We start from the raw sequence: 20,728 nt of genomic DNA, 5'->3' as shown, positions 1-20,728 counted from the left end.
ACGCCGCGGTCTGTCGGAAGCCGAACGCCCCGGCAGCACGGAAGTGCCACCGGGGCGTTCGCCAAGGGCTGCCTGCGTGCAGCGCGTGATTAGCGCTTGCTGTACTGCGGCGCCTTGCGGGCCTTCTTCAGACCGGCCTTCTTGCGCTCGACCGCACGGTCGTCACGCTTGAGGAACCCGGCCTTCTTCAGGGCGGGACGGTTCGCGTCCACGTCCGCCTCGTTCAGCGCACGGGCCACGCCCAGGCGCAGCGCACCGGCCTGGCCGGAGATGCCGCCGCCGGCGATGCGGGCGATGACGTCGTAGCGGTTGTCCAGCTCGAGCACCTTGAAGGGCTCGTTGACTTCCTGCTGGTGCACCTTGTTGGGGAAGTACTCCTCAAGGGTGCGGCCGTTGATCTTCCACTTGCCGGAGCCGGGGACGATCCGCACGCGGGCGATGGCGTTCTTGCGACGGCCCAGGCCGGCGGCCGGCTGCGGCTCGCCGAAGCGGGACGCGAGGGACTCGGAGGTGTACTCACCCTCCAGCGGAACCTCGGTCTCGGTGGTGTACTGCTCGACCTCGACCTCGTCCAGCGGGGTCTCGGGGGTGGTCTCAGCCACGATGCTTCCTCAGATTCTCTGTCGTCTTGGGGTGGCCGGGACTTACTGCGCGACCTGGGTGATCTCGAACGGGACCGGCTGCTGCGCAGCGTGCGGGTGCTCGGCGCCCGCGTAGACCTTCAGCTTCGAGAGCATCTGACGGCCGAGGGTGTTCTTGGGGAGCATGCCCTTGATGGCCTTCTCGACGGCCTTCTCGGGGTTCTTGTCCAGCAGCTCGTCGTAACGGACGGAGCGCAGACCACCCGGGAAACCGGAGTGGCGGTAGGCCATCTTCTGGGTGCGCTTGTTGCCGGAGAGGTGCACCTTCTCGGCGTTGATGATGATGACGAAGTCACCGGTGTCAACGTGAGGGGCGTAAACCGGCTTGTGCTTACCCCGGAGGAGGGACGCGGCCTGGCTGGCCAGACGGCCCAGGACAACGTCCTGCGCGTCAATGATGTGCCACTGGCGCTGAACATCGCCGGGCTTGGGGCTGAACGTACGCACGTCTTAGCCTTCGCTTCGTGAGTTGGGTTATCCCCTGGGCGAGACCCAGGGAAAGGGTCCTGTACTGGCAGCGTGACCGCTCACACAGCGGAATGGCACTACGGGTGACGCAACCCGATCGTCCACCGCCGGTCAACGGCCTGGCTAGCCGGCGTAAGGCCCCTCACGTGAGATAGAGCAAGCCCATACGCATAACGAACCAGCAGGATACTGACCCAACCCCGGACGGGTCAAAACGTGGCCCGGACAGGCGTGCGGTCGCGTCCCCCGCGCACCGGCCCGAGGCGGTTCCGCTCCCCCCGCCACACGCGCACCCGCGCGCACTAGGATGCGCGGCATGAGTTTTGGGCAAGGGGGGCCGTTCGACGGCCCGGGGGGTTCCACTCCGGACTGGTCCGCGCTGGCCGAAGAGAGCGAGGCGCGCACGCGTCGCAAGCGCTGGCTGATGATCGGCGGCGGCGCGGTCGCCGTGCTCGCGGTGGCCGGCATCGTCGCCACCGCCGTGATCAACAGCGGCGGCCCGTCCGACGACAACCCCTCGGCCCACCCCACCGCCTCCGGCCAGACCGCCGTGCCGGACGACAAGCCGTCCTTCCCCGACGTCTCGGTCCCGCCCCCGCCCAACCCGCAGGACTACATCTCCGACCCCAAGAAGGACACCGCGCCGCTCACCCCCGCCACCCTCTTCCCGCAGAAGAGCATGGTCGTCGGCGAGCACAGCTACCCGCAGACCGGCACCGCGAGCACCACCGACTGCACCGCCGGCGCCCAGGGCCCGCTGGTCTCCTCGCTCAGCCACAACGGCTGCAAGCAGCTGCTGCGCGCCACCTACTCCAGCGGCGGGGTCGCGGTCACCATCGGCGTCGCGGTCTTCGACTCGCCCGCCAAGGCCGCCGCGGTGATGAACGAGAACAAGCCCAACCTCATGCCGCTGTCCGGCGGCGGTGTCCCGGCCGACTTCTGCCAGGGCAGCAAGTGCCGGATGACCACCAACGCCACCGGCCGCTACGCGTACTTCACCATCGCCGGCTACACCAACGGCAAGGACGTCACCGGCAACGAGACCCAGGCCCTGCAGATCGGCCGGGACGGCGGCGCCTACGCCTTCACCCAGATCGCCCAGCGCGGCAAGGACCAGGCCGCCAAGGCCGGCGAGCAGCAGCTCAAGGAGGCCCGGCGGAAGGCCGGCAAGACCTCCTGACGCCCCCGGCCGTGCCGGCCCCGCGCCCCCGTGGCGGGCGCGGCCTCAGCAGCAGCCGGCCGACGGCAGCGAACGCTTGTTGCGGGCTTCCCTGCTCCGGGCGGCCAGCAGCTCGTCGGCGGGGTATCCGACCTCCTCCAGGGTCAGCCCGTGGGGTCGTACGACGTGCACGGCGGAGTCCCGCACCCCCGCGGCCAGCACCTTCCCGGGCCACTCCGGACCCCGGTGGCCGTCGCCGACGAAGAGCAGCGCGCCGATCAGCGACCGCACCATGTTGTGGCAGAAGGCGTCCGCCCGGACCGTCGCGGTGATGATCCCGTCCGCGCCCTTGACCAGGCTCAGCTCCTGGAGCGTGCGGATCGTGGTCGCACCCTCCCGCTTCTTGCAGTACGCGGCGAAGTCGTGCTCCCCGAGCAGCCGCTGCGCGGCCTCGTTCATGGCGTCCACGTCGAGCGGCCAGTCGTGCCACAGGACGTGCCCCCGCAGCAGCGGGTCCACCCCGCCCGGGTTGTCGGTGACGCGGTAGGCGTAGCGCCGCCAGATCGCCGAGAAGCGCGCGTTGAAGCCGCTGGGCGCCTCCCGCAGGGCCCACACCCGTACGTCCTTGGGCAGGCGCCCGGCGAGCCGCTTGAGCAGCTTGTCGTGGTGCTCGCGCCACACCTGCTCGGGCAGATCGACCTGCGCGACCTGTCCGCGCGCATGCACCCCGGCATCGGTCCGGCCCGCGACGGTGAGCTCATAGGTCTCGCCCGACCGCGTCACGGTCCGGATCGCGTCCTCCAGCTCCCCCTGGACCGTGCGCCGCTCCCGCTGCTTGGCCCACCCGGAGAACTCCGAGCCGTCGTAGGACAGGTCCAGCCGCACCCGGACGAACCCGGGCTCCACTTCGTCACTCACACCGCAATCCTCTCAGGCCCACCACAGACGAAAGCGGGCCCGCCCCCCAGGGGGGCGGACCCGCTCACCGCTCAGCGACGACGGACTCAGGCGTCCTTCGACTCCTCGGCGGCCTCGGCAGCCTTGGCCTCGTCGGCCTCCTTGACCGCGCGCTTGGCAGCGGCCTCGGCCTCGGCGACGGTCGCCTTCTTGGCGATCTCGCCCTCGACCAGCTCGATCACGGCCATCGGGGCGTTGTCGCCACGACGGTTGCCGATCTTGGTGATACGGGTGTAGCCACCCGGACGCTCCGCGAACCGCGGCGCGATCTCGGTGAAGAGCGTGTGCACGACGCTCTTGTCCGTGATCAGCTCCATGACCTGGCGGCGGTTGTGAAGGTCGCCCTTCTTCGCCTTGGTCACCAGACGCTCCGCGAACGGACGCAGACGACGGGCCTTGGCCTCGGTCGTCGTGATGCGGCCGTGCTCGAAGAGGTTGGTCGCCAGGTTGCGCAGGAGCGCCTTCTCGTGGGAAGCGCTGCCGCCCAGACGGGCACCCTTGGTGGGCTTCGGCATGGTGTTTCTCCTCAAACGTCTGCCCCGGCCGTATCAGGTACCGGAGTCAGTATCCGAGCAGGCGGTCGCCTGTCGGAGATCCGGCCCCCTTGCGGGGCCCGGAGGACCCGCGCCCCCAGAAGGGGCGCGGGAAACCGCGCGGCCGGCCGAGGACCGGCCCGCGGTCAGGATCGAACAGCGAGCCGGAGCCCTCAGTACTGCTCGGTCTCCACGAAACCGGCGTCCGCGTCGTCGTCCGCGCCGAACGCGTCGGCGGCGGCGGTCGGGTCGAACCCGGGGGGCGAGTCCTTCAGCGCGAGACCCATCCCGGCCAGCTTCGCCTTGACCTCGTCGATCGACTTGGCACCGAAGTTGCGGATGTCGAGCAGGTCCGCCTCGGAGCGCGCGACGAGCTCGCCCACGGAGTGGATGCCCTCACGCTTGAGGCAGTTGTAGGAGCGGACGGTGAGCTCCAGCTCCTCGATCGGCAGCGCCAGGTCGGCGGCCAGGGCGGCGTCCGTCGGGGACGGGCCCATGTCGATGCCCTCGGCGTCGATGTTCAGCTCGCGGGCGAGACCGAACAGCTCCACCAGGGTCTTACCGGCCGAGGCCATGGCGTCGCGCGGACGCATCGCCTGCTTGGTCTCGACGTCGACGATCAGCTTGTCGAAGTCGGTGCGCTGCTCGACACGGGTCGCCTCGACCTTGTAGGTGACCTTCAGCACGGGGCTGTAGATGGAGTCGACCGGGATCCGGCCGATCTCCTGGCCGACCTGCTTGTTCTGCACGGCGGAGACGTAGCCGCGACCGCGCTCGACGGTCAGCTCCATCTCCAGCTTGCCCTTGCCGTTGAGCGTGGCGAGGACGAGGTCGGGGTTGTGCACCTCGACACCGGCCGGCGGCGCGATGTCGGCGGCGGTGACCAGACCCGGGCCCTGCTTGCGCAGGTACATCACGACCGGCTCGTCGTGCTCCGAGGAGACGACCAGCTGCTTGATGTTGAGGATCAGGTCGGTGACGTCCTCCTTGACACCCGGCACGGTGGTGAACTCGTGCAGCACGCCGTCGATGCGGATGGACGTGACCGCCGCACCCGGGATCGAGGAGAGCAGGGTCCGGCGGAGGGAGTTGCCGAGGGTGTAGCCGAAGCCCGGCTCCAGCGGCTCGATGACGAACCGGGAGCGGTACTCGTCGACGACCTCTTCGGTCAACGAGGGGCGCTGAGCGATCAGCATGGTGTGTGTCCTTCAGTCGTGGACGCCCGCTATTTGACGTCCGCTGTACTTCAAAGGGTACGGGCGGTACGACACCGATGGCGCCGTACCGCCCAGACCTGTTCCGCTGGGGGCTCTTACTTGGAGTAGAGCTCCACGATCAGCTGCTCCTGCACCTGGGTGTCGATCACCTGGCGCTCGGGCATGCTGTGCACGAGGATCCGCAGCTGCGAGGGGATCGCCTCCAGCCACGCCGGGACGGTCTTCTCGCCGGCCTCCGCCTTGGCCACCTCGAAGGGGGTCAGGTTCTTGGAGCCCGTGCGGACCTCGATGATGTCGTTCACGGCGACGCGGGCCGACGGGATGTCGGTCTTGCGGCCGTTGACCTGGATGTGCCCGTGGCGGACCAGCTGACGGGCGTGGTCACGGGACTTGGCGAAGCCGGCCCGGTAGACCACGTTGTCGAGGCGGGTCTCGAGGATGCGCAGAAGGTTCTCACCGGTCTTGCCGGTCTTCTGGTTCGCTTCCTTGTAGTAGCCCACGAACTGCTTCTCAAGGACACCGTAGATGCGGCTGCACTTCTGCTTCTCGCGCAGCTGCAGCAGGTATTCGCTGTCCTTGGTGCGCCCGCGACCGTGCTCACCCGGGGGGTAAGGACGGATCTCGATCGGGCACTTCGCGCTCTCGCACTTGCTCCCCTTGAGGAAGAGCTTCTGCTTCTCCCGACGGCAACGCTTGCAGTCGGCCCCGGTGTAACGCGCCATTGTCTAGTTGTCTCCTACTTCAGTGGGTCAGACGCGGCGACGCTTGGGCGGGCGGCATCCGTTGTGCGGGGTCGGGGTGACGTCCTGGATCGAGCCCACCTCAAGACCGGTCGCCTGCAGCGAGCGGATGGCGGTCTCGCGGCCCGAACCCGGGCCCTTCACGAAGACGTCGACCTTGCGCATGCCGTGCTCCTGCGCGCGGCGGGCGGCCGACTCGGCGGCCATCTGCGCGGCGAACGGAGTGGACTTGCGCGAGCCCTTGAAGCCGACGTGGCCGGCAGAGGCCCAAGAGATCACGTTCCCGGTCGGGTCGGTGATCGAGACGATCGTGTTGTTGAACGTGCTCTTGATGTGAGCGTGCCCGTGGGCGACGTTCTTCTTCTCCTTGCGGCGCACCTTCTTGGCGCCGGCCGTACGGCCCTTCGGAGGCATTCAAATTCTCCCGTGGAGGTGATCGGTCCTACAGCGAAGACCGCTAGTGGGGTCCTGCTGAGGACTACTTCTTGCCCGGCTTCTTCTTGCCGGCGATCGCGCGACGCGGACCCTTGCGGGTACGGGCGTTCGTGCTGGTGCGCTGACCGTGCACCGGCAGACCGCGGCGGTGACGCAGACCCTGGTAGCAGCCGATCTCGACCTTGCGGCGGATGTCGGCCTGGATCTCGCGACGGAGGTCACCCTCGGTCTTGAGGTTGTTGTCCACGTACTCGCGGATCTTGACGAGGTCTTCCTCGACCAGGTCGCGGACCCGGGTGTCCGGGTTCACGCCGGTGGCGGCGAGGGTCTGCTTCGACAGCGTGCGCCCGATACCGAAGACGTAGGTGAGGGCGACCTCCACACGCTTTTCGCGCGGGAGATCAACGCCTGCGAGGCGTGCCATTGATGTGGCTCCTGATGGCTATTCGGAGGTCTTCCGCAGCACCGTTCCCGTAAGACTCTGCGGCATTACGAGCCGGGTCCCCGGCCTCCGAGCCGGGGGTGTCGTCCCTCGCGCGCGGCGCGGGGGTCGGGTGACTGCATATGTACGTTTTGTGCTTGCGTCGCGCGAACTGCGAAATTGCAGGTGGTCGGCGTGCGTCAGCCCTGGCGCTGCTTGTGGCGCAGGTTGTCGCAGATGACCATGACCCGGCCGTGGCGGCGGATCACCTTGCACTTGTCGCAGATCTTCTTGACGCTCGGCTTGACCTTCATGGGATGTGAGGTTCTCCGGGTCAGTGCCGCTGCCCCACGGGAGCGGGGCTTCGGCAAGATCTACTTGTACCGGTAGACGATACGGCCACGCGTCAGGTCGTAGGGAGAGAGCTCCACGACGACCCGGTCATCCGGGAGGATACGGATGTAGTGCATCCGCATCTTGCCGCTGATGTGCGCGAGGACCTTGTGACCGTTCTGGAGCTCTACCTTGAACATTGCGTTCGGCAGAGACTCGATCACGGTGCCCTCAATCTCGATGGCACCTTGCTTCTTGGCCACGCTTCGCCTTTCGGATCGGCTACCTTGATCGACTCACTTGCACTGTCCGCACCCGACGTGCGGGCACACGGGTGCACGAGAGCCGACGCGTCAGTCTACGTCAGTGCCTGAGAAAAGACGAATCCAGGAGTATTGCCCAACCGCGGAGATCATTACGCGCGGGGGCCGGTGACAGCGTGCCGCGGACTACGCCAGCGGGTCCGGCGCCGCGGTGATGCCGAGGCTCGCGAGCTTGGCCTTGCCACCGTCGGGAGCGGTGAGCACCAACGGGCCGTCCTCGGTCAACGCGACCGAGTGCTCCCAGTGCGAGGACCAGCTGCCGTCGTTGGACTTGACCGTCCAGTCGTCCTCGAGGACATGGGTCTTGGCGGTGCCGAGGTTGATCATCGGCTCGATGGCGATGCAGAAGCCGGGCACCAGCTTCGGGCCCCGACCGCGCTTGCGCTCGACGTAGTTCAGCAGGTGCGGGTCCATGTGCATCTGCGAGCCGATGCCGTGGCCGCCGTAGTCCTCGACGATGCCGTACTTGCCGCTGGCCGGACGGGGCTGGCGGCGGATGTAGCCCTCGATCGCCCGGGAGATGTCCACCAGCCGGTTGCCCTTGGCGACCGCGGCGACCCCCGCCCACATCGACTCCTCGGTGACCCGGCTGAGCTCGACCAGCTCCGCGGAGTGCCCGGACCCGACGAAGGCGGTGTACGCGGCGTCCCCGTGCCAGCCGTCGATGATCGCGCCGCAGTCGATGGAGATGATGTCGCCGTCCTGGAGCACCGTGTCGGCGGACGGGATGCCGTGCACGACCACGTCGTTCACGGAGGTGCAGATGGTGGCGGGGAAACCGCCGTACCCGAGGAAGTTCGACTTCGCGCCGTGCTCGGCGAGCACCTTGCGCGCCACGTCGTCCAGGTCCTTGGTGGTGGCACCCGGCACCGCGGCCTCACGAGTGGCCGCGTGGATGGCGGCTACCACCAGACCCGCCTCGCGCATCTTCGCGATCTGCGCGGGGTTCTTGATCTCCAGCATGCCGGTGCCTGCACCTCTCTGCGGCTGAACCTCCCCCGCGCCGAAGGCGCCGGGGGGAGTCCCCCATCGCTCTCGCGGAGATGGTTGCGCTCTGCTCTGGTTGCTCAGTGACTGGTTACTGCCCTAACCGTAGCCGGTCAACAGCAGATGGCCGCGGCGCCCGTGCTGGGCACCGCGGCCATACCGAGCCGTGATCTTACTCGCCGTGCCCCAGGGCGTTCATCGCCCGCTGGGTGACCTCGGCGACCTTGCCGAGGGCCGGGATCGTCACGACCAGGTCCTGGGCCTTGTAGTAGTCGATGATCGGCTCGGTCTCCGAGTGGTAGACCTCGAGCCGCTTGCGCACGGTGTCCTCGCGGTCGTCCTCGCGCTGGTACAGCTCGCCGCCACAGGCGTCGCAGACACCCTCCGTCTGCGGCTTGTTGTACTCGACGTGGAAGACGTGGCTGGAGTCCTTGCGGCAGATCCGCCGGCCGGCGATCCGCTTGACCACCTCGTCCTCGGGGACCTCCAGGTCCAGGACGGCGTCCAGCTTCAGACCCTTGCTCTGCAGGAAGGCGTCGAGCGCCTCGGCCTGGCCGAGGTTGCGCGGGAAGCCGTCGAGCAGGAAACCCTCGACCGCGTCGCCCTGTTCCATACGGTCCTCGGCCATCCCGATGGTGACCGAGTCCGGCACGAGGTTGCCGGCGTCCATGTAGGACTTGGCCTCCACGCCCAGGGGGGTGCCCTGGGAGATGTTGGCCCGGAACAGGTCCCCCGTGGAGATGTGCGGGATCGCGAGGTTCTTGGCCAGGTACGCGGCCTGCGTACCCTTACCGGCCCCCGGGGGTCCGACGAGGACGATTCGCATCAGCGGAGGAACCCTTCGTAGTTGCGCTGCTGAAGCTGGCTCTCGATCTGCTTCACGGTCTCCAGACCCACACCCACGATGATCAGGATGCTCGTCCCGCCGAACGGGAAGTTCTGGTTCGCGTTGAACAGCACCAACGCCACTGTTGGTACGAGCGCGATCAGCCCCAGGTACAGCGAGCCCGGCCACGTGATCCGGTTGAGCACATAGCTGAGGTACTCGGCCGTCGGGCGACCAGCCCGGATGCCCGGGATGAAGCCACCATACTTCTTCATGTTGTCGGCAACTTCTTCGGGGTTGAAGCTGATGGCCACGTAGAAGAAGGCGAAGAAAACGATCAGCAAGAAGTACGTAATGATGTAAACGGGGTGATTTCCCTTGGTGAAGTTGCTGGCGATCCACCTCGCCCACCCCGCGTTGGACCCGCTGAACTGAGCGATGAGCGCGGGGATGTAGAGCAGCGACGACGCGAAGATGACAGGAATCACACCTGCCTGATTCACCTTGAGCGGGATGTAAGTGGACGTACCGCCGTAGGAACGGCGCCCGATCATGCGCTTCGCGTACTGCACCGGAATGCGCCGCTGCGCCTGCTCGACGAAGACCACCAGAGCGACCATCGCCAGGCCCACCGCGATCACCGAGAAGAACTCGATCCAGCCGTCGGCCAGCTTGCCCTGCAGCTTGATCTGCCACAGCGCGCCCGGGAAGCCGGCGGCGATCGAGATGAACATCAGGATCGACATGCCGTTGCCGATGCCGCGGTCGGTCACCAGCTCACCGAGCCACATGATGAGGCAGGTGCCGGCGGTCATCGTGATCACCATCGTGATGGTGGTGAAGATCGAGTCGTTGGGCACGATCTGGCTGGCGACCGGGCAGCTCTGGAAGAGCGCACCGCTGCGGGCGGTGGCGACCAGGCCGGTGCCCTGCAGCACTGCCAGCGCCACGGTCAGGTAGCGGGTGTACTGGGTGATCTTCGTCTGGCCGGACTGTCCCTCCTTCTTGAGGGCCTCCAGCCGCGGGATCACCACGGTCAGCAGCTGGAGGATGATGCTCGCCGTGATGTACGGCATGATCCCCAGCGCGAAGATCGTGATCTGCAGCAGCGCTCCACCACTGAACATGTTCACCAGGGCGAACAACCCGCTGTTGCCGCCGGCCTGCTTCATGCAGGTCTCGACGTTCGCGTAGTTCACCCCTGGGACCGGGACGTGCGCTCCGATCCGGTAGAGCACGATGATGCCCAACGTGAACAGCAGCTTCTTGCGCAGGTCGGGCGTCTTGAACGCTCGGGCGAACGCGGTGAGCACGGTGCCTCCTGCGCCTCCCGCCTTCAACGGCCGGGAGGTGACGGTCTTGAGGATCGACGAATACGTAGCGGCTGTACCGCGCGGACACCGCCCGCACGGCGTGATCCGGGGCGGACCCCGGACAAATCAAACAGTGCAGGCCACCTTACCGGCGACCGTACCCCCGTGGAACGACCAACCGGGGATGCCCCAATCAATGGGCATCCCCGGTCAGTTGAACCAACGAACTCAGAGGAGTTCGGTGACGGTGCCGCCGGCGGCGGCAATCTTCTCCTTGGCGGAGCCGGAAACGGCGTCAACCGAAACCTGCAGCGCCACGGAGATCTCGCCCTGGCCCAGGACCTTGACGAGCTCGTTCTTGCGCACCGCGCCCTTGGCGACCAGGTCGGCCACCGTGACCTCGCCACCCTGCGGGTAGAGCGCGGCCAGCTTCTCCAGGTTCACGACCTGGAACTGCTTGTGGGCGGGGTTCTTGAAGCCCTTCAGCTTCGGGAGGCGCATGTGGAGGGGCATCTGCCCACCCTCGAAGCGCTCCGGAACCTGGTAACGGGCCTTGGTGCCCTTGGTACCACGACCAGCGGTCTTACCCTTGGACGCCTCACCACGACCGACACGGGTCTTGGGGGTCTTGGCACCCGGGGCGGGCCGGAGGTTGTGGACCTTCAGCGGGTTGGTCTCCGCCATGTCAGTCGACCTCCTTGACCGACACGAGGTGGCGGACGGTGTGCACCATGCCGCGGTACTCGGGACGGTCGTCCTTGACAACCACGTCGTTGATCCGCTTGAGACCAAGCGAACGCAGGGTGTCGCGGTGGTTCTGCTTGCTGCCGATCAGGGACTTGACCTGCGTGATCTCGAGACGGGCCATTACGCACCCACCCCGGCACGCGCCCGCAGCAGAGCGGCGGGAGCCACGTCCTCCAGCGGCAGGCCACGACGGGCGGCGATCTCCTCGGGCCGCTGCAGGCCCTTGAGCGCCGTCACCGTGGCGTGCACGATGTTGATCGGGTTCGACGAGCCGAGCGACTTGCTCAGCACGTCGTGGATGCCCGCGCACTCCAGGACGGCGCGCACCGGGCCACCGGCGATCACACCGGTACCGGGGGAAGCCGGCTTGAGCAGGACGACGCCCGCAGCCTTCTCGCCCTGGATGGGGTGCGGGACGGTACCGGCGATACGGGGGACCTTGAAGAAGTTCTTCTTGGCCTCTTCCACGCCCTTGGCGATGGCAGCCGGAACTTCCTTGGCCTTGCCGTAACCGACACCTACGGTGCCGTCACCGTCGCCCACCACGACCAGCGCGGTGAAGCTGAAGCGACGACCACCCTTGACAACCTTGGCGACGCGGTTGATCGCGACAACGCGCTCAACGTACGCGGTCTTCTCGGCGGCAGCGCCACCGTCGCGACCCTTCCGGTCCCGCCGCTCGCCGCCACCGGCACCGCTGCCGCGGCGCTGGGGTCCAGCCATTGGATTTACCTCTCTCTGTTACGTCCGCTAGCTCCGGAACCGGGGCTTAGAACTTCAGCCCGGCTTCGCGGGCGGCGTCGGCCAGAGCGGCAATCCGCCCGGCGTACTGCTTGCCACCGCGGTCGAACACGACGGCCTCGACACCGGCGGCCTTGGCACGCTCGGCGACCAGGGCGCCCACCTTCTGGGCCTGGGCGCTCTTGTCGCCCTCGCCACCACGGATCGACGCGTCCAGGGTCGACGCCGAGGCCAGCGTGTGGCCCGCGATGTCGTCGATCACCTGAGCGAAGATGCCGCGGTTGGACCGCGTCACGACCAGACGCGGACGCTCCGAAGTACCCGAAATCCGCTTGCGGATGCGGATGTGGCGACGCTTGGCAGCAGCGCGCTTGTAGGCGTTGCCCTTAGCGATCTTCACACCGTATGCCATGGCTTACTTACCCGCCTTTCCGACCTTGCGGCGGATGACTTCGCCCTCGTACTTGACGCCCTTGGCCTTGTACGGGTCGGGCTTCCGCAGCTTGCGGATGTTCGCGGCGACCTCGCCGACCTTCTGCTTGTCGATGCCCTCGACGCTGAACTTCGTCGGCGACTCGACCTTGAAAGAGATGCCCTCGGGCGCCTCGATCAGGATCGGGTGGCTGTAGCCCAGGGAGAACTCCAGGTTGGAACCCTTGGCCTGGACGCGGTAACCAACACCGCTGATCTCGAGCTTCTTCACGTAGCCCTGGGTCACGCCGGTGATCATGTTCGCCACCAGCGTGCGGGACAGGCCGTGCAGGGCCTTGTTCTGACGCTCGTCGTTCGGACGGGAGACGGCGATGACGCCGTCCTCACCCTTGGCGACCTCGATGGGCGCCGCGACGGTGTGCGAAAGGGAACCCTTGGGGCCCTTCACGTTGACCGTGCGGCCCTCGATGGTGACGTCCACACCAGCGGGAACCTGGATGGGCAGCTTGCCAATACGCGACATTAGCTATTCCTCCGTTCCCGATTACCAGACGTAGGCGAGGACTTCCCCACCCACGCCCTTCTTGCTGGCCTGCTGGCCGGTCAGGAGACCGTGGGACGTGGAGATGATCGCCACGCCCAGGCCGCCGAGGACCTTCGGCAGGTTGGTGGACTTTGCGTAGACCCGCAGACCCGGCTTAGAGATCCGCTTGATGCCGGCGATCGAGCGCTCGCGGTTCGGCCCGAACTTCAGCTCCAGGACGAGGTTCTTGCCAACCTCGGCGTCCTCGACGCTCCAGCCGGTGATGTAACCCTCCTGCTGGAGGATCTCCGCGATGTGCGACTTGATCTTGCTGTGCGGCATCGCCACGGTGTCGTGGTACGCCGAGTTCGCGTTCCGCAGACGGGTCAGCATGTCTGCGATGGGATCAGTCATGGTCATGAATTGGCCTTCGGCCTCTCTCGCCGGGGTTTCCTATCTGCGCCATCCCTCTCCCCGATCTTGGTCGGGACGGGTGCGGCGCGGGGACCTACGGCGTAGTAAGCGACGTTATGCGGGCGGTGCCCGCGGTCGGTCTCGGGCGGCGGGGCGCCCAAACCCTTCTACCCTAAGGGAAAAGAGTCCGGGCGCCCGCCGACCGAATGCTTACCGAGAGCCTCCGGTAATGCCCAACTAGGGGATTACCAGGAGCTCTTGGTCACGCCCGGCAGCTCGCCACGGTGAGCCATCTCACGAAGGCACACGCGGCAGAGGCCGAACTTGCGGTATACGGAGTGCGGGCGGCCACAGCGCTGGCAGCGGGTGTACGCGCGCACACCGAACTTGGGCTTGCGAGCAGCCTTGGCAATCAGAGCCTTCTTCGCCATCTCGCTCACGCCTCCTTGAACGGGAAGCCGAGGTGACGAAGCAGGGCGCGGCCCTCGTCGTCGTTGGTCGCCGTGGTGACCACGGTGATGTCCATACCCCGGGTACGGTCGATCTTGTCCTGGTCGATCTCGTGGAACATGACCTGCTCCGTGAGACCGAAGGTGTAGTTGCCCCGACCGTCGAACTGCTTCGGGGACAGACCACGGAAGTCGCGGATGCGCGGCAGCGCCAGCGACAGCAGGCGGTCCAGGAACTCCCACATGCGGTCACCGCGGAGGGTGACGTGGGCACCGATCGGCTGGCCCTCACGCAGCTTGAACTGCGCGATGGACTTACGGGCCTTGGTGACGGCCGGCTTCTGACCGGTGATCGTGGTGAGGTCGCGCACGGCGCCCTCGATCAGCTTGGAGTCGCGGGCGGCGTCGCCCACACCCATGTTGACCACGATCTTGACGAGGCCGGGGATCTGCATGACGTTCTCGTACGAGAACTCGTCCTTCAGCTTGCCGGCGATCTCTTCGCGGTAGCGCGTCTTCAGACGCGGCGCGTTGGTGGTGGCAGTCATCAGATGTCCTCACCGGTCCGCTTGGCAACGCGGATCTTGTTGCCCTCGTCGTCGAAGCGGTACCCGACGCGGGTGACGACCTTCTTGCCGTCCTTCTCCACGACCAGCTGAACGTTGCTGACGTGGATGGGGGCCTCGGTCGTCACGATGCCGCCGGTCTGCGAACCACGAGCGGTCTGTCCGGCCTTGGTGTGCTTCTTGACCCGGTTGACACCCTCGACCAGGACACGGTCCTCGCGGGGGTAGGCCGCGATGACCTTGCCCTGCTTGCCCTTGTCCTTACCGGTGATGACCTGGACCAGGTCGCCCTTCTTGATCTTCATCGGTTACAGCACCTCCGGCGCGAGCGAGATGATCTTCATGAACTTCTTCTCGCGCAGCTCACGGCCCACGGGGCCGAAGATACGGGTGCCGCGGGGGTCGCCATCGTTCTTGAGGATGACGGCCGCGTTCTCGTCGAAGCGGATGTACGAGCCGTCCGGACGGCGGCGCTCCTTGACGGTGCGAACGATGACGGCCTTGACGACGTCACCCTTCTTCACGTTGCCACCGGGGATCGCGTCCTTGACGGTGGCGACGATGACGTCACCGATGCCCGCGTAGCGGCGACCGGAACCACCGAGAACACGGATGCAAAGGATTTCCTTCGCACCAGTGTTGTCGGCGACGCGCAGTCGCGACTCCTGCTGGATCACGTCTATCTCCTGAATGTCTGCCGGTTCCCGGCAGGGGCGCGTCCCTTACGAGACGTCAGCCCCTGCCGAGCCTGGCGGAACTGTTCCTAGGGGGTCCCCCCAGGAGGGATGTGCTTGCCTGTCGAAATCCCCGTGAGGGAATTACTTGGCCTTCTCGAGGATCTCGACGATGCGCCAGCGCTTGCTGGCGGACAGCGGCCGGGTCTCCATCAGGAGGACGCGGTCGCCGACACCGGCAGCGTTCTGCTCGTCGTGTGCCTTGAGCTTGTTGGTACGGCGGATGACCTTGCCGTACAGCGCGTGCTTGACACGGTCCTCGACGGCGACGACGACGGTCTTGTCCATCTTGTCGCTGACGACCAGACCCTCACGGGTCTTGCGGAAACCGCGCTCGTTCGTCTCAGTCACATTCTTCTCGCTCATCAGGCGCTCTCCACCGTCTCGATGCCGAGCTCGCGCTCACGCATCAGGGTGTAGATCCGGGCGATGTCCTTCCGGACGGCCTTCAGCCGGCCGTGGTTCTCAAGCTGTCCGGTCGCCGCCTGGAAGCGGAGGTTGAACAGCTCCTCCTTGGCCTCACGCAGCTTGCCAACGAGGTCCTCGTTGTTCAGCTCGCGCAGCTCGGACGCCTTGGTAACGGCCGACATCACGATTCACCTGCCTCGCGCCGAACGATGCGGCACTTCATCGGAAGCTTGTGGGCGGCGCGGGTCAGCGCCTCCTTGGCAACCTTTTCGTTCGGGAAGGAAAGCTCGAACATCACCCGACCGGGCTTGACGTTCGCGATCCACCACTCCGGAGAACCCTTACCGGAACCCATGCGGGTCTCGGCCGGCTTCTTCGTCAGCGGACGGTCGGGGTAGATGTTGATCCACACCTTGCCGCCGCGCTTGATGTGACGGGTCATGGCGATACGAGCGGACTCGATCTGCCGGTTCGTCACGTAGGCCGCGGTCACGGCCTGAATGCCGTACTCACCGAAGGCCAGCTCGGTACCGCCCTTGGCCATACCGTTCCGCTTCGGGTGGTGCTGCTTGCGGTGCTTGACCCTGCGAGGGATCAGCATGTCGGTCAGCCCTCCGTTCCAGGGTTCTCCGCCGGAGCAGAGGCAGCGGCCTCGGCCTTGGGGGCCTCGGCGGCGGGAGCCTGCTGCTGCGGCTTGCGGCCGCGACCGCCACGCTCGCCACCGCGGCGCGGGCGCTCGTTGCCACCGCGGGCCGGGCGGTTGCCCGCACGGGCGGCGGCGTTCTCGGCACGCACCTCGGCGATGTTCTTGACGTCGCCCTTGTAGATCCAGACCTTCACGCCGATGCGGCCGAAGGTGGTCTTGGCCTCGAAGAAGCCGTAGTCGACGTTCGCGCGGAGCGTGTGCAGGGGCACACGGCCCTCGCGGTAGAACTCCGAGCGGGACATCTCGGCGCCGCCGAGACGGCCACCACACTGGATCTTGATGCCCTTGGCGCCGGCCTTCATCGTCGACTGCATGCTCTTACGCATGGCGCGACGGAAGGAGACGCGGGACGAGAGCTGCTCGGCGACGGCCTGGGCCACGAGCTGAGCATCGGTCTCGGGGTTCTTGACCTCGAGGATGTTCAGCTGGACCTGCTTGCCGGTCAGCTTCTCCAGCTCACCGCGGATGCGGTCGGCCTCGGCGCCGCGGCGGCCGATGACGATGCCCGGGCGAGCGGTGTGGATGTCAACGCGGACGCGCTCACGGGTGCGCTCGATCTCCACCTTGGAGATACCGGCGCGCTCCATGCCCTTCGTCATCATGCGACGAATGGCGACGTCTTCCTTGACGTAGTCCTTGTACAGCTTGTCGGCGTACCAGCGGGACTTGAAGTCCGTCGTCACGCCGAGCCGGAACCCGTGCGGGTTTACCTTCTGGCCCATTACCGGGTTCCTTCCTTGCTGCTGACGACCACGGTGATGTGGCTGGTCCGCTTGAGGATCCGGTAGACACGGCCCTGGCCGCCCGGACGGATCCGCTTCAGGGTCGGGCCCTCATCCACGTACGCCGCGCTGACGTACAGCGTGGAGGCGTCCGAGTGGTCGTAGTTGTGCGCGGCATTGGCAATGGCGCTGTCCAGCACCTTGCCCACGGGCACGCTCGCGGCCTGCGGGGCGAAACGCAGGACCGCCTGAGCCTCCGTGGCGTCCATGCCACGGATAAGGTCCACCACGCGGCGGGCCTTCATGGGCGTGACGCGGATGTACCGCGCCTGGGCCCTGGCTTCCATGGTTGTCCCTTCGGTGTCAGTCATAGTCTTCGCACTCCGGTCGATCAGCGACGACGCGACTTGCGGTCGTCCTTCTCGTGGCCACGGAAGGTGCGGGTCGGCGCAAACTCGCCGAGCTTGTGGCCGACCATCGACTCGGTGACGAACACCGGGACGTGCTTGCGGCCGTCGTGCACCGCGATCGTGTGGCCGAGCATGGCCGGGACGATCATGGAGCGGCGGGACCAGGTCTTGATGACGTTCTTGGTGCCGGCTTCGTTCTGCGTGTCCACCTTCTTGGCAAGGTGGTCGTCGACGAAGGGCCCCTTCTTGAGACTGCGCGGCATCTAAACCCGCTCCTAGCGCTTCTTGTTCGTCTTGCGGCGGCGGACGATGTACTTGTTGCTGGCCTTCTTCGGCGAGCGAGTACGACCCTCCTTCTTGCCCCAGGGCGAGACCGGGTGGCGACCACCGGAAGTCTTGCCCTCACCACCACCGTGCGGGTGGTCAACCGGGTTCATCACGACACCACGCACGGTCGGGCGAACGCCCTTCCAGCGCATGCGGCCGGCCTTACCCCAGTTGATGTTCGACTGCTCGGCGTTGCCGACCTCGCCGACAGTGGCGCGGCAGCGGACGTCGACCAGGCGGATCTCACCGGACGGCATACGCAGGTGGGCCATGGAGCCCTCCCGCGCCAGCAGCTGCACGGAGGCACCCGCGGAACGGGCGAACTTCGCGCCACCGCCGGGCCGCAGCTCGATCGCGTGGATGGTCGTACCGACCGGGATGTTGCGCAGCGGCAGGTTGTTGCCCGGCTTGATGTCGGCGCCAGCGCCGTTCTCAATCCGGTCACCCTGCTGCAGGCCGCGCGGGGCGATGATGTAGCGCTTCTCGCCGTCCGCGTAGTGCAGGAGCGCGATGCGCGCGGTGCGGTTGGGGTCGTACTCGATGTGCGCGACCTTGGCCGGCACGCCGTCCTTGTCGTGACGACGGAAGTCGATCACACGGTAGGCGCGCTTGTGGCCACCGCCCTGGTGGCGAACGGTCACACGACCGGCGTTGTTACGGCCGCCCTTGCTGTGCAGCGGGCGGACCAGCGACTTCTCCGGCGTGGACCGCGTGATCTCGACAAAGTCGGCGACGCTGGAGCCACGACGGCCCGGGGTCGTCGGCTTGTACTTGCGGATACCCATTTCTCAGTCCTCGTCCGATTTCGGACGATCCGGACCGCCGTTAGGCGGTCGGACCGCCGAAGATGTCGATACGGTCGCCCTCGGCGAGGGTCACGATGGCGCGCTTGGTGTTGGCACGCTTCCCGAAACCGGTGCGGGTGCGCTTGCGCTTGCCCTGCCGGTTGATCGTGTTGACCCCGGTGACCTTGACCGAGAAGACCGCCTGGACGGCCTGCTTGATCTGGGTCTTGTTGGCGCGCGGGTCGACGATGAACGTGTACTTGTTCTCGTCCAGCAGCGCGTAGCTCTTCTCGGAAACAACCGGCTTGACGAGGACGTCGCGCGGGTCCGTGAAGGTCTTGCTGGTGACGACGGCCTCAGTCATCAGGCGTCGCTCCCTTCGGTCTCAACGGCCTTGGGGCCAGACACGAAGGACTCGAAGGCGGCCTTGGTGAAGACCACGTCGTCGGAGACGAGCACGTCGTACGTGTTCAGCTGGCCCGGCTCCAGGATGTGCACCTGGGGCAGGTTACGGGCGGACAGCCACGCGGCCTCGTCGGAGCGCTCGGCGACCAGGAGCAGGTTCTTCCGCTCGCTGATCTTGCCGAACAGGCCCTTGGCGGCCTTGGTGGACACCGCGCCCTCGACCACGCCGGAGACGACGTGGATGCGGCTGTGGCGGGCCCGGTCGGAGAGGGCACCGCGCAGCGCGGCGGCCTTCATCTTCTTCGGGGTCCGCTGGCTGTAGTCACGCGGCACGGGGCCGTGGACGACGCCACCACCGGCGAACTGCGGCGCACGGGTCGAACCCTGGCGCGCACGGCCGGTGCCCTTCTGGCGGTACGGCTTCTTGCCACCGCCACGGACCTCGCCGCGGGTCTTGGTCTTGTGCGTGCCCTGACGGGCAGCGGCCAGCTGCGCGACGACGACCTGGTGGATCAGCGGGATGCTGACCTTGGCGTCGAAGATCTCCGTGGGGAGCTCGACGGTCCCGGCCTTGTCGCCTGCCGGCGAAAGGATGTCAATGGTGCTCATCGGTTACCTCAGGCCCCCTTGGCCGCGGTACGGACCAGGACGAGGCCGCCGTTCGGACCAGGAACTGCGCCCTTGATGAGCAGCAGACCCTTCTCCGCGTCAACGGCGTGGACGGTCAGGTTCTGGGTGGTGACCCGCTCATTGCCCATACGGCCGGCCATCCGCATGCCCTTGAACACGCGGCCCGGGGTGGCGCAGCCACCGATGGAGCCCGGCTTGCGGTGCACGCGGTGGGCACCGTGCGAAGCCTTGCCACCGCCGAAGCCGTGACGCTTCATGACACCGGCGAAGCCCTTGCCCTTGCTCTTGCCGGTCACGTCCACCTTCACGCCCGCCTCGAAGACGTCGGCGCTGAGCTCCTGGCCGAGGCTGTACTCGCTCGCGTCGGCGGTACGGACCTCGACGAGGTGGCGACGGGGGGTGACGTCGGCCTTCGCGAAGTGGCCCTTGAGGGGCTTGTTCACCTTGCGCGGGTCGATCTCGCCGAAGGCGATCTGGACGGAGTCGTAGCCGTCCTGGTCATTGGTGCGCACCTGGGTAACGACGCAGGGGCCGGCCTTCACCACGGTCACCGGGACGACACGGTTGTTCTCGTCCCAGACCTGGGTCATGCCGAGCTTCTCGCCCAGGAGCCCCTTGATCTGCTTAGCCATCTCTTCCGCGCCTCTCAGAGCTTGATCTCGATGTCAACGCCGGCCGGAAGGTCCAGGCGCATCAGCGAGTCAACGGTCTTGGGCGTCGGGTCGAGGATGTCGATCAGGCGCTTGTGCGTGCGCATCTCGAAGTGCTCGCGCGAGTCCTTGTACTTGTGCGGCGACTTGATGACGCAGTACACGTTCTTCTCAGTGGGCAGCGGCACCGGGCCCGCGACCGACGCACCAGTGCGGGTCACCGTCTCGACGATCTTCTTCGCCGAGGAGTCGATGACCTCGTGGTCGTAGGCCTTGAGCCGGATGCGGATCTTCTGTCCCGCCATGGCTACTTCGTAGTCCTGTCTCTCGTAACGCTCTGGGACCCGGGAGGTCACCGTTCTTCTCCGACCCACGCGGTCGGGCGTGTCGCACCCCTTCTCGTAAATCTCCACATGGAAGATCCCTCGAGGAGGAGAGCGTGGGGGAAGAACACCCACCGGGCGCCTGGAAGAGGCACCCCGCTGACACTTCCCGGAAGATTCCCGTACTTCCGCCCCTGAAAAGGGGCGACGAATACCTGGGACTCGCTTCCAGTCCTCCCGGCGGGAGGCGCGCAGCATCGGCACTCAACCGAGCAACCTGGACAGTGTGCCATACGCGGGTTGCGTAAGGCCAATCGAGCCCCGACTGTCAAGAAGCCCCGCCCACCTGATGGTGAGCGGGGCTTCCTGGATGCTCCGGAGAGCTACCGGATCAACCGGACCG

At 66.8% G+C, this 20,728-nt stretch carries 35 protein-coding genes; 1 reads left to right on the top strand and 34 read right to left on the bottom strand.

Translation table 11 applies throughout. The features are described 5' to 3' along the window. Window positions 1–89: 89 nt before the first annotated feature. Window positions 90–602: a 30S ribosomal protein S9 gene (gene rpsI, locus SNOUR_RS22470; RefSeq protein WP_018538734.1), complete on the bottom strand. Its 513-nt coding sequence runs from the start codon at window positions 600–602 to the stop codon at window positions 90–92. 42 nt (window positions 603–644) lie between these two features. Continuing rightward, entirely contained in the window at window positions 645–1,088 is a 444-nt protein-coding gene (gene rplM, locus SNOUR_RS22465; protein WP_067350012.1) for a 50S ribosomal protein L13, read from the bottom strand. A 337-nt stretch (window positions 1,089–1,425) separates the two neighbouring features. Here rplM and SNOUR_RS22460 point away from each other — a divergent pair, with 337 nt between their 5' ends. Further along, window positions 1,426–2,289, top strand: coding sequence for a hypothetical protein (locus SNOUR_RS22460; RefSeq protein WP_067350010.1), 864 nt, complete (start codon window positions 1,426–1,428; stop codon window positions 2,287–2,289). 45 nt (window positions 2,290–2,334) lie between these two features. Here SNOUR_RS22460 and truA read toward each other — a convergent pair whose 3' ends face one another. The 32 genes from truA to rpsJ all read right to left on the bottom strand — a co-directional run bounded on the left by truA (window position 2,335) and on the right by rpsJ (window position 20,307). Further along, window positions 2,335–3,186: a tRNA pseudouridine(38-40) synthase TruA gene (gene truA, locus SNOUR_RS22455; protein WP_039635404.1), complete on the bottom strand. Its 852-nt coding sequence runs from the start codon at window positions 3,184–3,186 to the stop codon at window positions 2,335–2,337. A gap of 86 nt (window positions 3,187–3,272) precedes the next feature. Beyond that, complete coding sequence (gene rplQ / locus SNOUR_RS22450; protein WP_067350007.1) at window positions 3,273–3,740, bottom strand: 50S ribosomal protein L17; 468 nt, start codon at window positions 3,738–3,740, stop codon at window positions 3,273–3,275. 191 nt (window positions 3,741–3,931) lie between these two features. Then, window positions 3,932–4,954 (bottom strand): DNA-directed RNA polymerase subunit alpha, encoded by a 1,023-nt coding sequence (locus SNOUR_RS22445; RefSeq protein ID WP_003956430.1) that lies wholly within the window; start codon window positions 4,952–4,954, stop codon window positions 3,932–3,934. A 116-nt stretch (window positions 4,955–5,070) separates the two neighbouring features. Beyond that, the gene (gene rpsD, locus SNOUR_RS22440; protein WP_067350004.1) at window positions 5,071–5,697 is read right to left on the bottom strand and encodes a 30S ribosomal protein S4; all 627 of its coding nucleotides are present in this window, start codon (window positions 5,695–5,697) and stop codon (window positions 5,071–5,073) included. A gap of 27 nt (window positions 5,698–5,724) precedes the next feature. Next, window positions 5,725–6,129, bottom strand: a complete 405-nt coding sequence (rpsK, locus tag SNOUR_RS22435; RefSeq protein ID WP_004571845.1) for a 30S ribosomal protein S11 — start codon at window positions 6,127–6,129, stop codon at window positions 5,725–5,727. A 64-nt stretch (window positions 6,130–6,193) separates the two neighbouring features. Beyond that, complete coding sequence (gene rpsM, locus SNOUR_RS22430) at window positions 6,194–6,574, bottom strand: 30S ribosomal protein S13 (protein ID WP_067350002.1); 381 nt, start codon at window positions 6,572–6,574, stop codon at window positions 6,194–6,196. Between the two features lie 197 nt (window positions 6,575–6,771). Then, window positions 6,772–6,885, bottom strand: a complete 114-nt coding sequence (gene rpmJ, locus SNOUR_RS22425; protein ID WP_003956441.1) for a 50S ribosomal protein L36 — start codon at window positions 6,883–6,885, stop codon at window positions 6,772–6,774. A 60-nt stretch (window positions 6,886–6,945) separates the two neighbouring features. Beyond that, a complete protein-coding gene (gene infA, locus SNOUR_RS22420; protein ID WP_003956442.1) occupies window positions 6,946–7,167 on the bottom strand; it encodes a translation initiation factor IF-1 in 222 nt (73 codons plus the stop codon). 186 nt (window positions 7,168–7,353) lie between these two features. Continuing rightward, complete coding sequence (gene map, locus SNOUR_RS22415; RefSeq protein WP_067349999.1) at window positions 7,354–8,190, bottom strand: type I methionyl aminopeptidase; 837 nt, start codon at window positions 8,188–8,190, stop codon at window positions 7,354–7,356. 196 nt (window positions 8,191–8,386) lie between these two features. Further along, window positions 8,387–9,040 (bottom strand): adenylate kinase, encoded by a 654-nt coding sequence (locus SNOUR_RS22410; protein ID WP_067349997.1) that lies wholly within the window; start codon window positions 9,038–9,040, stop codon window positions 8,387–8,389. Further along, window positions 9,040–10,353, bottom strand: a complete 1,314-nt coding sequence (gene secY, locus SNOUR_RS22405; protein WP_067349994.1) for a preprotein translocase subunit SecY — start codon at window positions 10,351–10,353, stop codon at window positions 9,040–9,042. Before secY ends, SNOUR_RS22410 begins: the two co-directional genes overlap by 1 nt. Window positions 10,354–10,581: 228 nt before the next feature. Further along, the gene (gene rplO, locus SNOUR_RS22400) at window positions 10,582–11,037 is read right to left on the bottom strand and encodes a 50S ribosomal protein L15 (RefSeq protein ID WP_067349991.1); all 456 of its coding nucleotides are present in this window, start codon (window positions 11,035–11,037) and stop codon (window positions 10,582–10,584) included. 1 nt (window position 11,038) lies between these two features. Continuing rightward, complete coding sequence (gene rpmD, locus SNOUR_RS22395) at window positions 11,039–11,221, bottom strand: 50S ribosomal protein L30 (protein ID WP_018538746.1); 183 nt, start codon at window positions 11,219–11,221, stop codon at window positions 11,039–11,041. Beyond that, on the bottom strand, window positions 11,221–11,823 hold the full coding sequence (rpsE, locus tag SNOUR_RS22390; protein ID WP_039635375.1) for a 30S ribosomal protein S5: 603 nt from the start codon (window positions 11,821–11,823) through the stop codon (window positions 11,221–11,223). Before rpsE ends, rpmD begins: the two co-directional genes overlap by 1 nt. A 46-nt stretch (window positions 11,824–11,869) precedes the next feature. Further along, complete coding sequence (gene rplR / locus SNOUR_RS22385; RefSeq protein ID WP_039635373.1) at window positions 11,870–12,253, bottom strand: 50S ribosomal protein L18; 384 nt, start codon at window positions 12,251–12,253, stop codon at window positions 11,870–11,872. Between the two features lie 3 nt (window positions 12,254–12,256). Continuing rightward, window positions 12,257–12,796 carry a 50S ribosomal protein L6 gene (gene rplF / locus SNOUR_RS22380; RefSeq protein WP_018538749.1) on the bottom strand — a complete coding sequence of 180 codons (540 nt, stop codon included), beginning with the start codon at window positions 12,794–12,796 and terminating at the stop codon, window positions 12,257–12,259. A 21-nt stretch (window positions 12,797–12,817) separates the two neighbouring features. Next, window positions 12,818–13,216 carry a 30S ribosomal protein S8 gene (rpsH, locus tag SNOUR_RS22375; RefSeq protein WP_039635369.1) on the bottom strand — a complete coding sequence of 133 codons (399 nt, stop codon included), beginning with the start codon at window positions 13,214–13,216 and terminating at the stop codon, window positions 12,818–12,820. A 239-nt stretch (window positions 13,217–13,455) separates the two neighbouring features. Then, a complete protein-coding gene (locus SNOUR_RS22370) occupies window positions 13,456–13,641 on the bottom strand; it encodes a type Z 30S ribosomal protein S14 (protein WP_003956452.1) in 186 nt (61 codons plus the stop codon). 5 nt (window positions 13,642–13,646) lie between these two features. Continuing rightward, on the bottom strand, window positions 13,647–14,207 hold the full coding sequence (gene rplE, locus SNOUR_RS22365) for a 50S ribosomal protein L5 (RefSeq protein ID WP_018538751.1): 561 nt from the start codon (window positions 14,205–14,207) through the stop codon (window positions 13,647–13,649). After that, entirely contained in the window at window positions 14,207–14,530 is a 324-nt protein-coding gene (rplX, locus tag SNOUR_RS22360) for a 50S ribosomal protein L24 (protein WP_067349989.1), read from the bottom strand. Before rplX ends, rplE begins: the two co-directional genes overlap by 1 nt. Window positions 14,531–14,533: 3 nt before the next feature. Then, complete coding sequence (rplN, locus tag SNOUR_RS22355) at window positions 14,534–14,902, bottom strand: 50S ribosomal protein L14 (protein WP_003998823.1); 369 nt, start codon at window positions 14,900–14,902, stop codon at window positions 14,534–14,536. A gap of 141 nt (window positions 14,903–15,043) precedes the next feature. Next, complete coding sequence (rpsQ, locus tag SNOUR_RS22350) at window positions 15,044–15,325, bottom strand: 30S ribosomal protein S17 (RefSeq protein ID WP_030589651.1); 282 nt, start codon at window positions 15,323–15,325, stop codon at window positions 15,044–15,046. After that, the gene (gene rpmC, locus SNOUR_RS22345) at window positions 15,325–15,549 is read right to left on the bottom strand and encodes a 50S ribosomal protein L29 (protein WP_067349986.1); all 225 of its coding nucleotides are present in this window, start codon (window positions 15,547–15,549) and stop codon (window positions 15,325–15,327) included. The genes rpsQ and rpmC overlap by 1 nt, the downstream gene beginning before the upstream one ends. After that, window positions 15,549–15,968, bottom strand: a complete 420-nt coding sequence (rplP, locus tag SNOUR_RS22340; RefSeq protein ID WP_016571059.1) for a 50S ribosomal protein L16 — start codon at window positions 15,966–15,968, stop codon at window positions 15,549–15,551. The genes rpmC and rplP overlap by 1 nt, the downstream gene beginning before the upstream one ends. Before the next feature lie 5 nt (window positions 15,969–15,973). Further along, complete coding sequence (gene rpsC / locus SNOUR_RS22335; protein ID WP_067349983.1) at window positions 15,974–16,795, bottom strand: 30S ribosomal protein S3; 822 nt, start codon at window positions 16,793–16,795, stop codon at window positions 15,974–15,976. After that, complete coding sequence (gene rplV / locus SNOUR_RS22330) at window positions 16,795–17,142, bottom strand: 50S ribosomal protein L22 (protein WP_039635356.1); 348 nt, start codon at window positions 17,140–17,142, stop codon at window positions 16,795–16,797. The genes rpsC and rplV overlap by 1 nt, the downstream gene beginning before the upstream one ends. Before the next feature lie 44 nt (window positions 17,143–17,186). Continuing rightward, window positions 17,187–17,468, bottom strand: coding sequence for a 30S ribosomal protein S19 (gene rpsS / locus SNOUR_RS22325; protein WP_043264896.1), 282 nt, complete (start codon window positions 17,466–17,468; stop codon window positions 17,187–17,189). 12 nt (window positions 17,469–17,480) lie between these two features. Then, window positions 17,481–18,317 carry a 50S ribosomal protein L2 gene (gene rplB, locus SNOUR_RS22320; RefSeq protein ID WP_016571056.1) on the bottom strand — a complete coding sequence of 279 codons (837 nt, stop codon included), beginning with the start codon at window positions 18,315–18,317 and terminating at the stop codon, window positions 17,481–17,483. A gap of 40 nt (window positions 18,318–18,357) precedes the next feature. Then, the gene (gene rplW / locus SNOUR_RS22315) at window positions 18,358–18,681 is read right to left on the bottom strand and encodes a 50S ribosomal protein L23 (protein WP_039635354.1); all 324 of its coding nucleotides are present in this window, start codon (window positions 18,679–18,681) and stop codon (window positions 18,358–18,360) included. Then, window positions 18,681–19,331: a 50S ribosomal protein L4 gene (gene rplD / locus SNOUR_RS22310; protein ID WP_067349979.1), complete on the bottom strand. Its 651-nt coding sequence runs from the start codon at window positions 19,329–19,331 to the stop codon at window positions 18,681–18,683. The genes rplW and rplD overlap by 1 nt, the downstream gene beginning before the upstream one ends. Window positions 19,332–19,339: 8 nt before the next feature. Continuing rightward, entirely contained in the window at window positions 19,340–19,984 is a 645-nt protein-coding gene (gene rplC, locus SNOUR_RS22305) for a 50S ribosomal protein L3 (protein WP_067349978.1), read from the bottom strand. Between the two features lie 14 nt (window positions 19,985–19,998). Next, the gene (gene rpsJ / locus SNOUR_RS22300) at window positions 19,999–20,307 is read right to left on the bottom strand and encodes a 30S ribosomal protein S10 (RefSeq protein ID WP_003948644.1); all 309 of its coding nucleotides are present in this window, start codon (window positions 20,305–20,307) and stop codon (window positions 19,999–20,001) included. Window positions 20,308–20,728: the final 421 nt, after the last annotated feature.

Origin of the sequence: Streptomyces noursei ATCC 11455 (genome assembly GCF_001704275.1) — a bacterium.
GTDB lineage: Bacteria > Actinomycetota > Actinomycetes > Streptomycetales > Streptomycetaceae > Streptomyces > Streptomyces noursei.
The sequence above is the reverse complement of the archived record's forward strand: the minus strand, read 5'-3'. Positions and strand labels throughout refer to the sequence as shown.

Coding starts and splice junctions, on each gene's coding strand:
- SNOUR_RS22460 (WP_067350010.1), top strand. CDS start 1,426: ATGAGTTTTGGGCAAGGGGGGCCGTTCGACGGCCCGGGGGGTTCCACT.
- rplQ (WP_067350007.1), bottom strand. CDS start 3,740: ATGCCGAAGCCCACCAAGGGTGCCCGTCTGGGCGGCAGCGCTTCCCAC.
- SNOUR_RS22445 (WP_003956430.1), bottom strand. CDS start 4,954: ATGCTGATCGCTCAGCGCCCCTCGTTGACCGAAGAGGTCGTCGACGAG.
- rpsD (WP_067350004.1), bottom strand. CDS start 5,697: ATGGCGCGTTACACCGGGGCCGACTGCAAGCGTTGCCGTCGGGAGAAG.
- rpsK (WP_004571845.1), bottom strand. CDS start 6,129: ATGCCTCCGAAGGGCCGTACGGCCGGCGCCAAGAAGGTGCGCCGCAAG.
- rpsM (WP_067350002.1), bottom strand. CDS start 6,574: ATGGCACGCCTCGCAGGCGTTGATCTCCCGCGCGAAAAGCGTGTGGAG.
- rpmJ (WP_003956441.1), bottom strand. CDS start 6,885: ATGAAGGTCAAGCCGAGCGTCAAGAAGATCTGCGACAAGTGCAAGGTG.
- map (WP_067349999.1), bottom strand. CDS start 8,190: ATGCTGGAGATCAAGAACCCCGCGCAGATCGCGAAGATGCGCGAGGCG.
- SNOUR_RS22410 (WP_067349997.1), bottom strand. CDS start 9,040: ATGCGAATCGTCCTCGTCGGACCCCCGGGGGCCGGTAAGGGTACGCAG.
- rplO (WP_067349991.1), bottom strand. CDS start 11,037: ATGGCGGAGACCAACCCGCTGAAGGTCCACAACCTCCGGCCCGCCCCG.
- rpmD (WP_018538746.1), bottom strand. CDS start 11,221: ATGGCCCGTCTCGAGATCACGCAGGTCAAGTCCCTGATCGGCAGCAAG.
- rpsE (WP_039635375.1), bottom strand. CDS start 11,823: ATGGCTGGACCCCAGCGCCGCGGCAGCGGTGCCGGTGGCGGCGAGCGG.
- rplR (WP_039635373.1), bottom strand. CDS start 12,253: ATGGCATACGGTGTGAAGATCGCTAAGGGCAACGCCTACAAGCGCGCT.
- rplF (WP_018538749.1), bottom strand. CDS start 12,796: ATGTCGCGTATTGGCAAGCTGCCCATCCAGGTTCCCGCTGGTGTGGAC.
- rpsH (WP_039635369.1), bottom strand. CDS start 13,216: ATGACCATGACTGATCCCATCGCAGACATGCTGACCCGTCTGCGGAAC.
- SNOUR_RS22370 (WP_003956452.1), bottom strand. CDS start 13,641: ATGGCGAAGAAGGCTCTGATTGCCAAGGCTGCTCGCAAGCCCAAGTTC.
- rplE (WP_018538751.1), bottom strand. CDS start 14,207: ATGACTGCCACCACCAACGCGCCGCGTCTGAAGACGCGCTACCGCGAA.
- rplX (WP_067349989.1), bottom strand. CDS start 14,530: ATGAAGATCAAGAAGGGCGACCTGGTCCAGGTCATCACCGGTAAGGAC.
- rpsQ (WP_030589651.1), bottom strand. CDS start 15,325: ATGAGCGAGAAGAATGTGACTGAGACGAACGAGCGCGGTTTCCGCAAG.
- rpmC (WP_067349986.1), bottom strand. CDS start 15,549: ATGTCGGCCGTTACCAAGGCGTCCGAGCTGCGCGAGCTGAACAACGAG.
- rplP (WP_016571059.1), bottom strand. CDS start 15,968: ATGCTGATCCCTCGCAGGGTCAAGCACCGCAAGCAGCACCACCCGAAG.
- rpsC (WP_067349983.1), bottom strand. CDS start 16,795: ATGGGCCAGAAGGTAAACCCGCACGGGTTCCGGCTCGGCGTGACGACG.
- rplV (WP_039635356.1), bottom strand. CDS start 17,142: ATGGAAGCCAGGGCCCAGGCGCGGTACATCCGCGTCACGCCCATGAAG.
- rpsS (WP_043264896.1), bottom strand. CDS start 17,468: ATGCCGCGCAGTCTCAAGAAGGGGCCCTTCGTCGACGACCACCTTGCC.
- rplB (WP_016571056.1), bottom strand. CDS start 18,317: ATGGGTATCCGCAAGTACAAGCCGACGACCCCGGGCCGTCGTGGCTCC.
- rplW (WP_039635354.1), bottom strand. CDS start 18,681: ATGACTGAGGCCGTCGTCACCAGCAAGACCTTCACGGACCCGCGCGAC.
- rplD (WP_067349979.1), bottom strand. CDS start 19,331: ATGAGCACCATTGACATCCTTTCGCCGGCAGGCGACAAGGCCGGGACC.
- rplC (WP_067349978.1), bottom strand. CDS start 19,984: ATGGCTAAGCAGATCAAGGGGCTCCTGGGCGAGAAGCTCGGCATGACC.
- rpsJ (WP_003948644.1), bottom strand. CDS start 20,307: ATGGCGGGACAGAAGATCCGCATCCGGCTCAAGGCCTACGACCACGAG.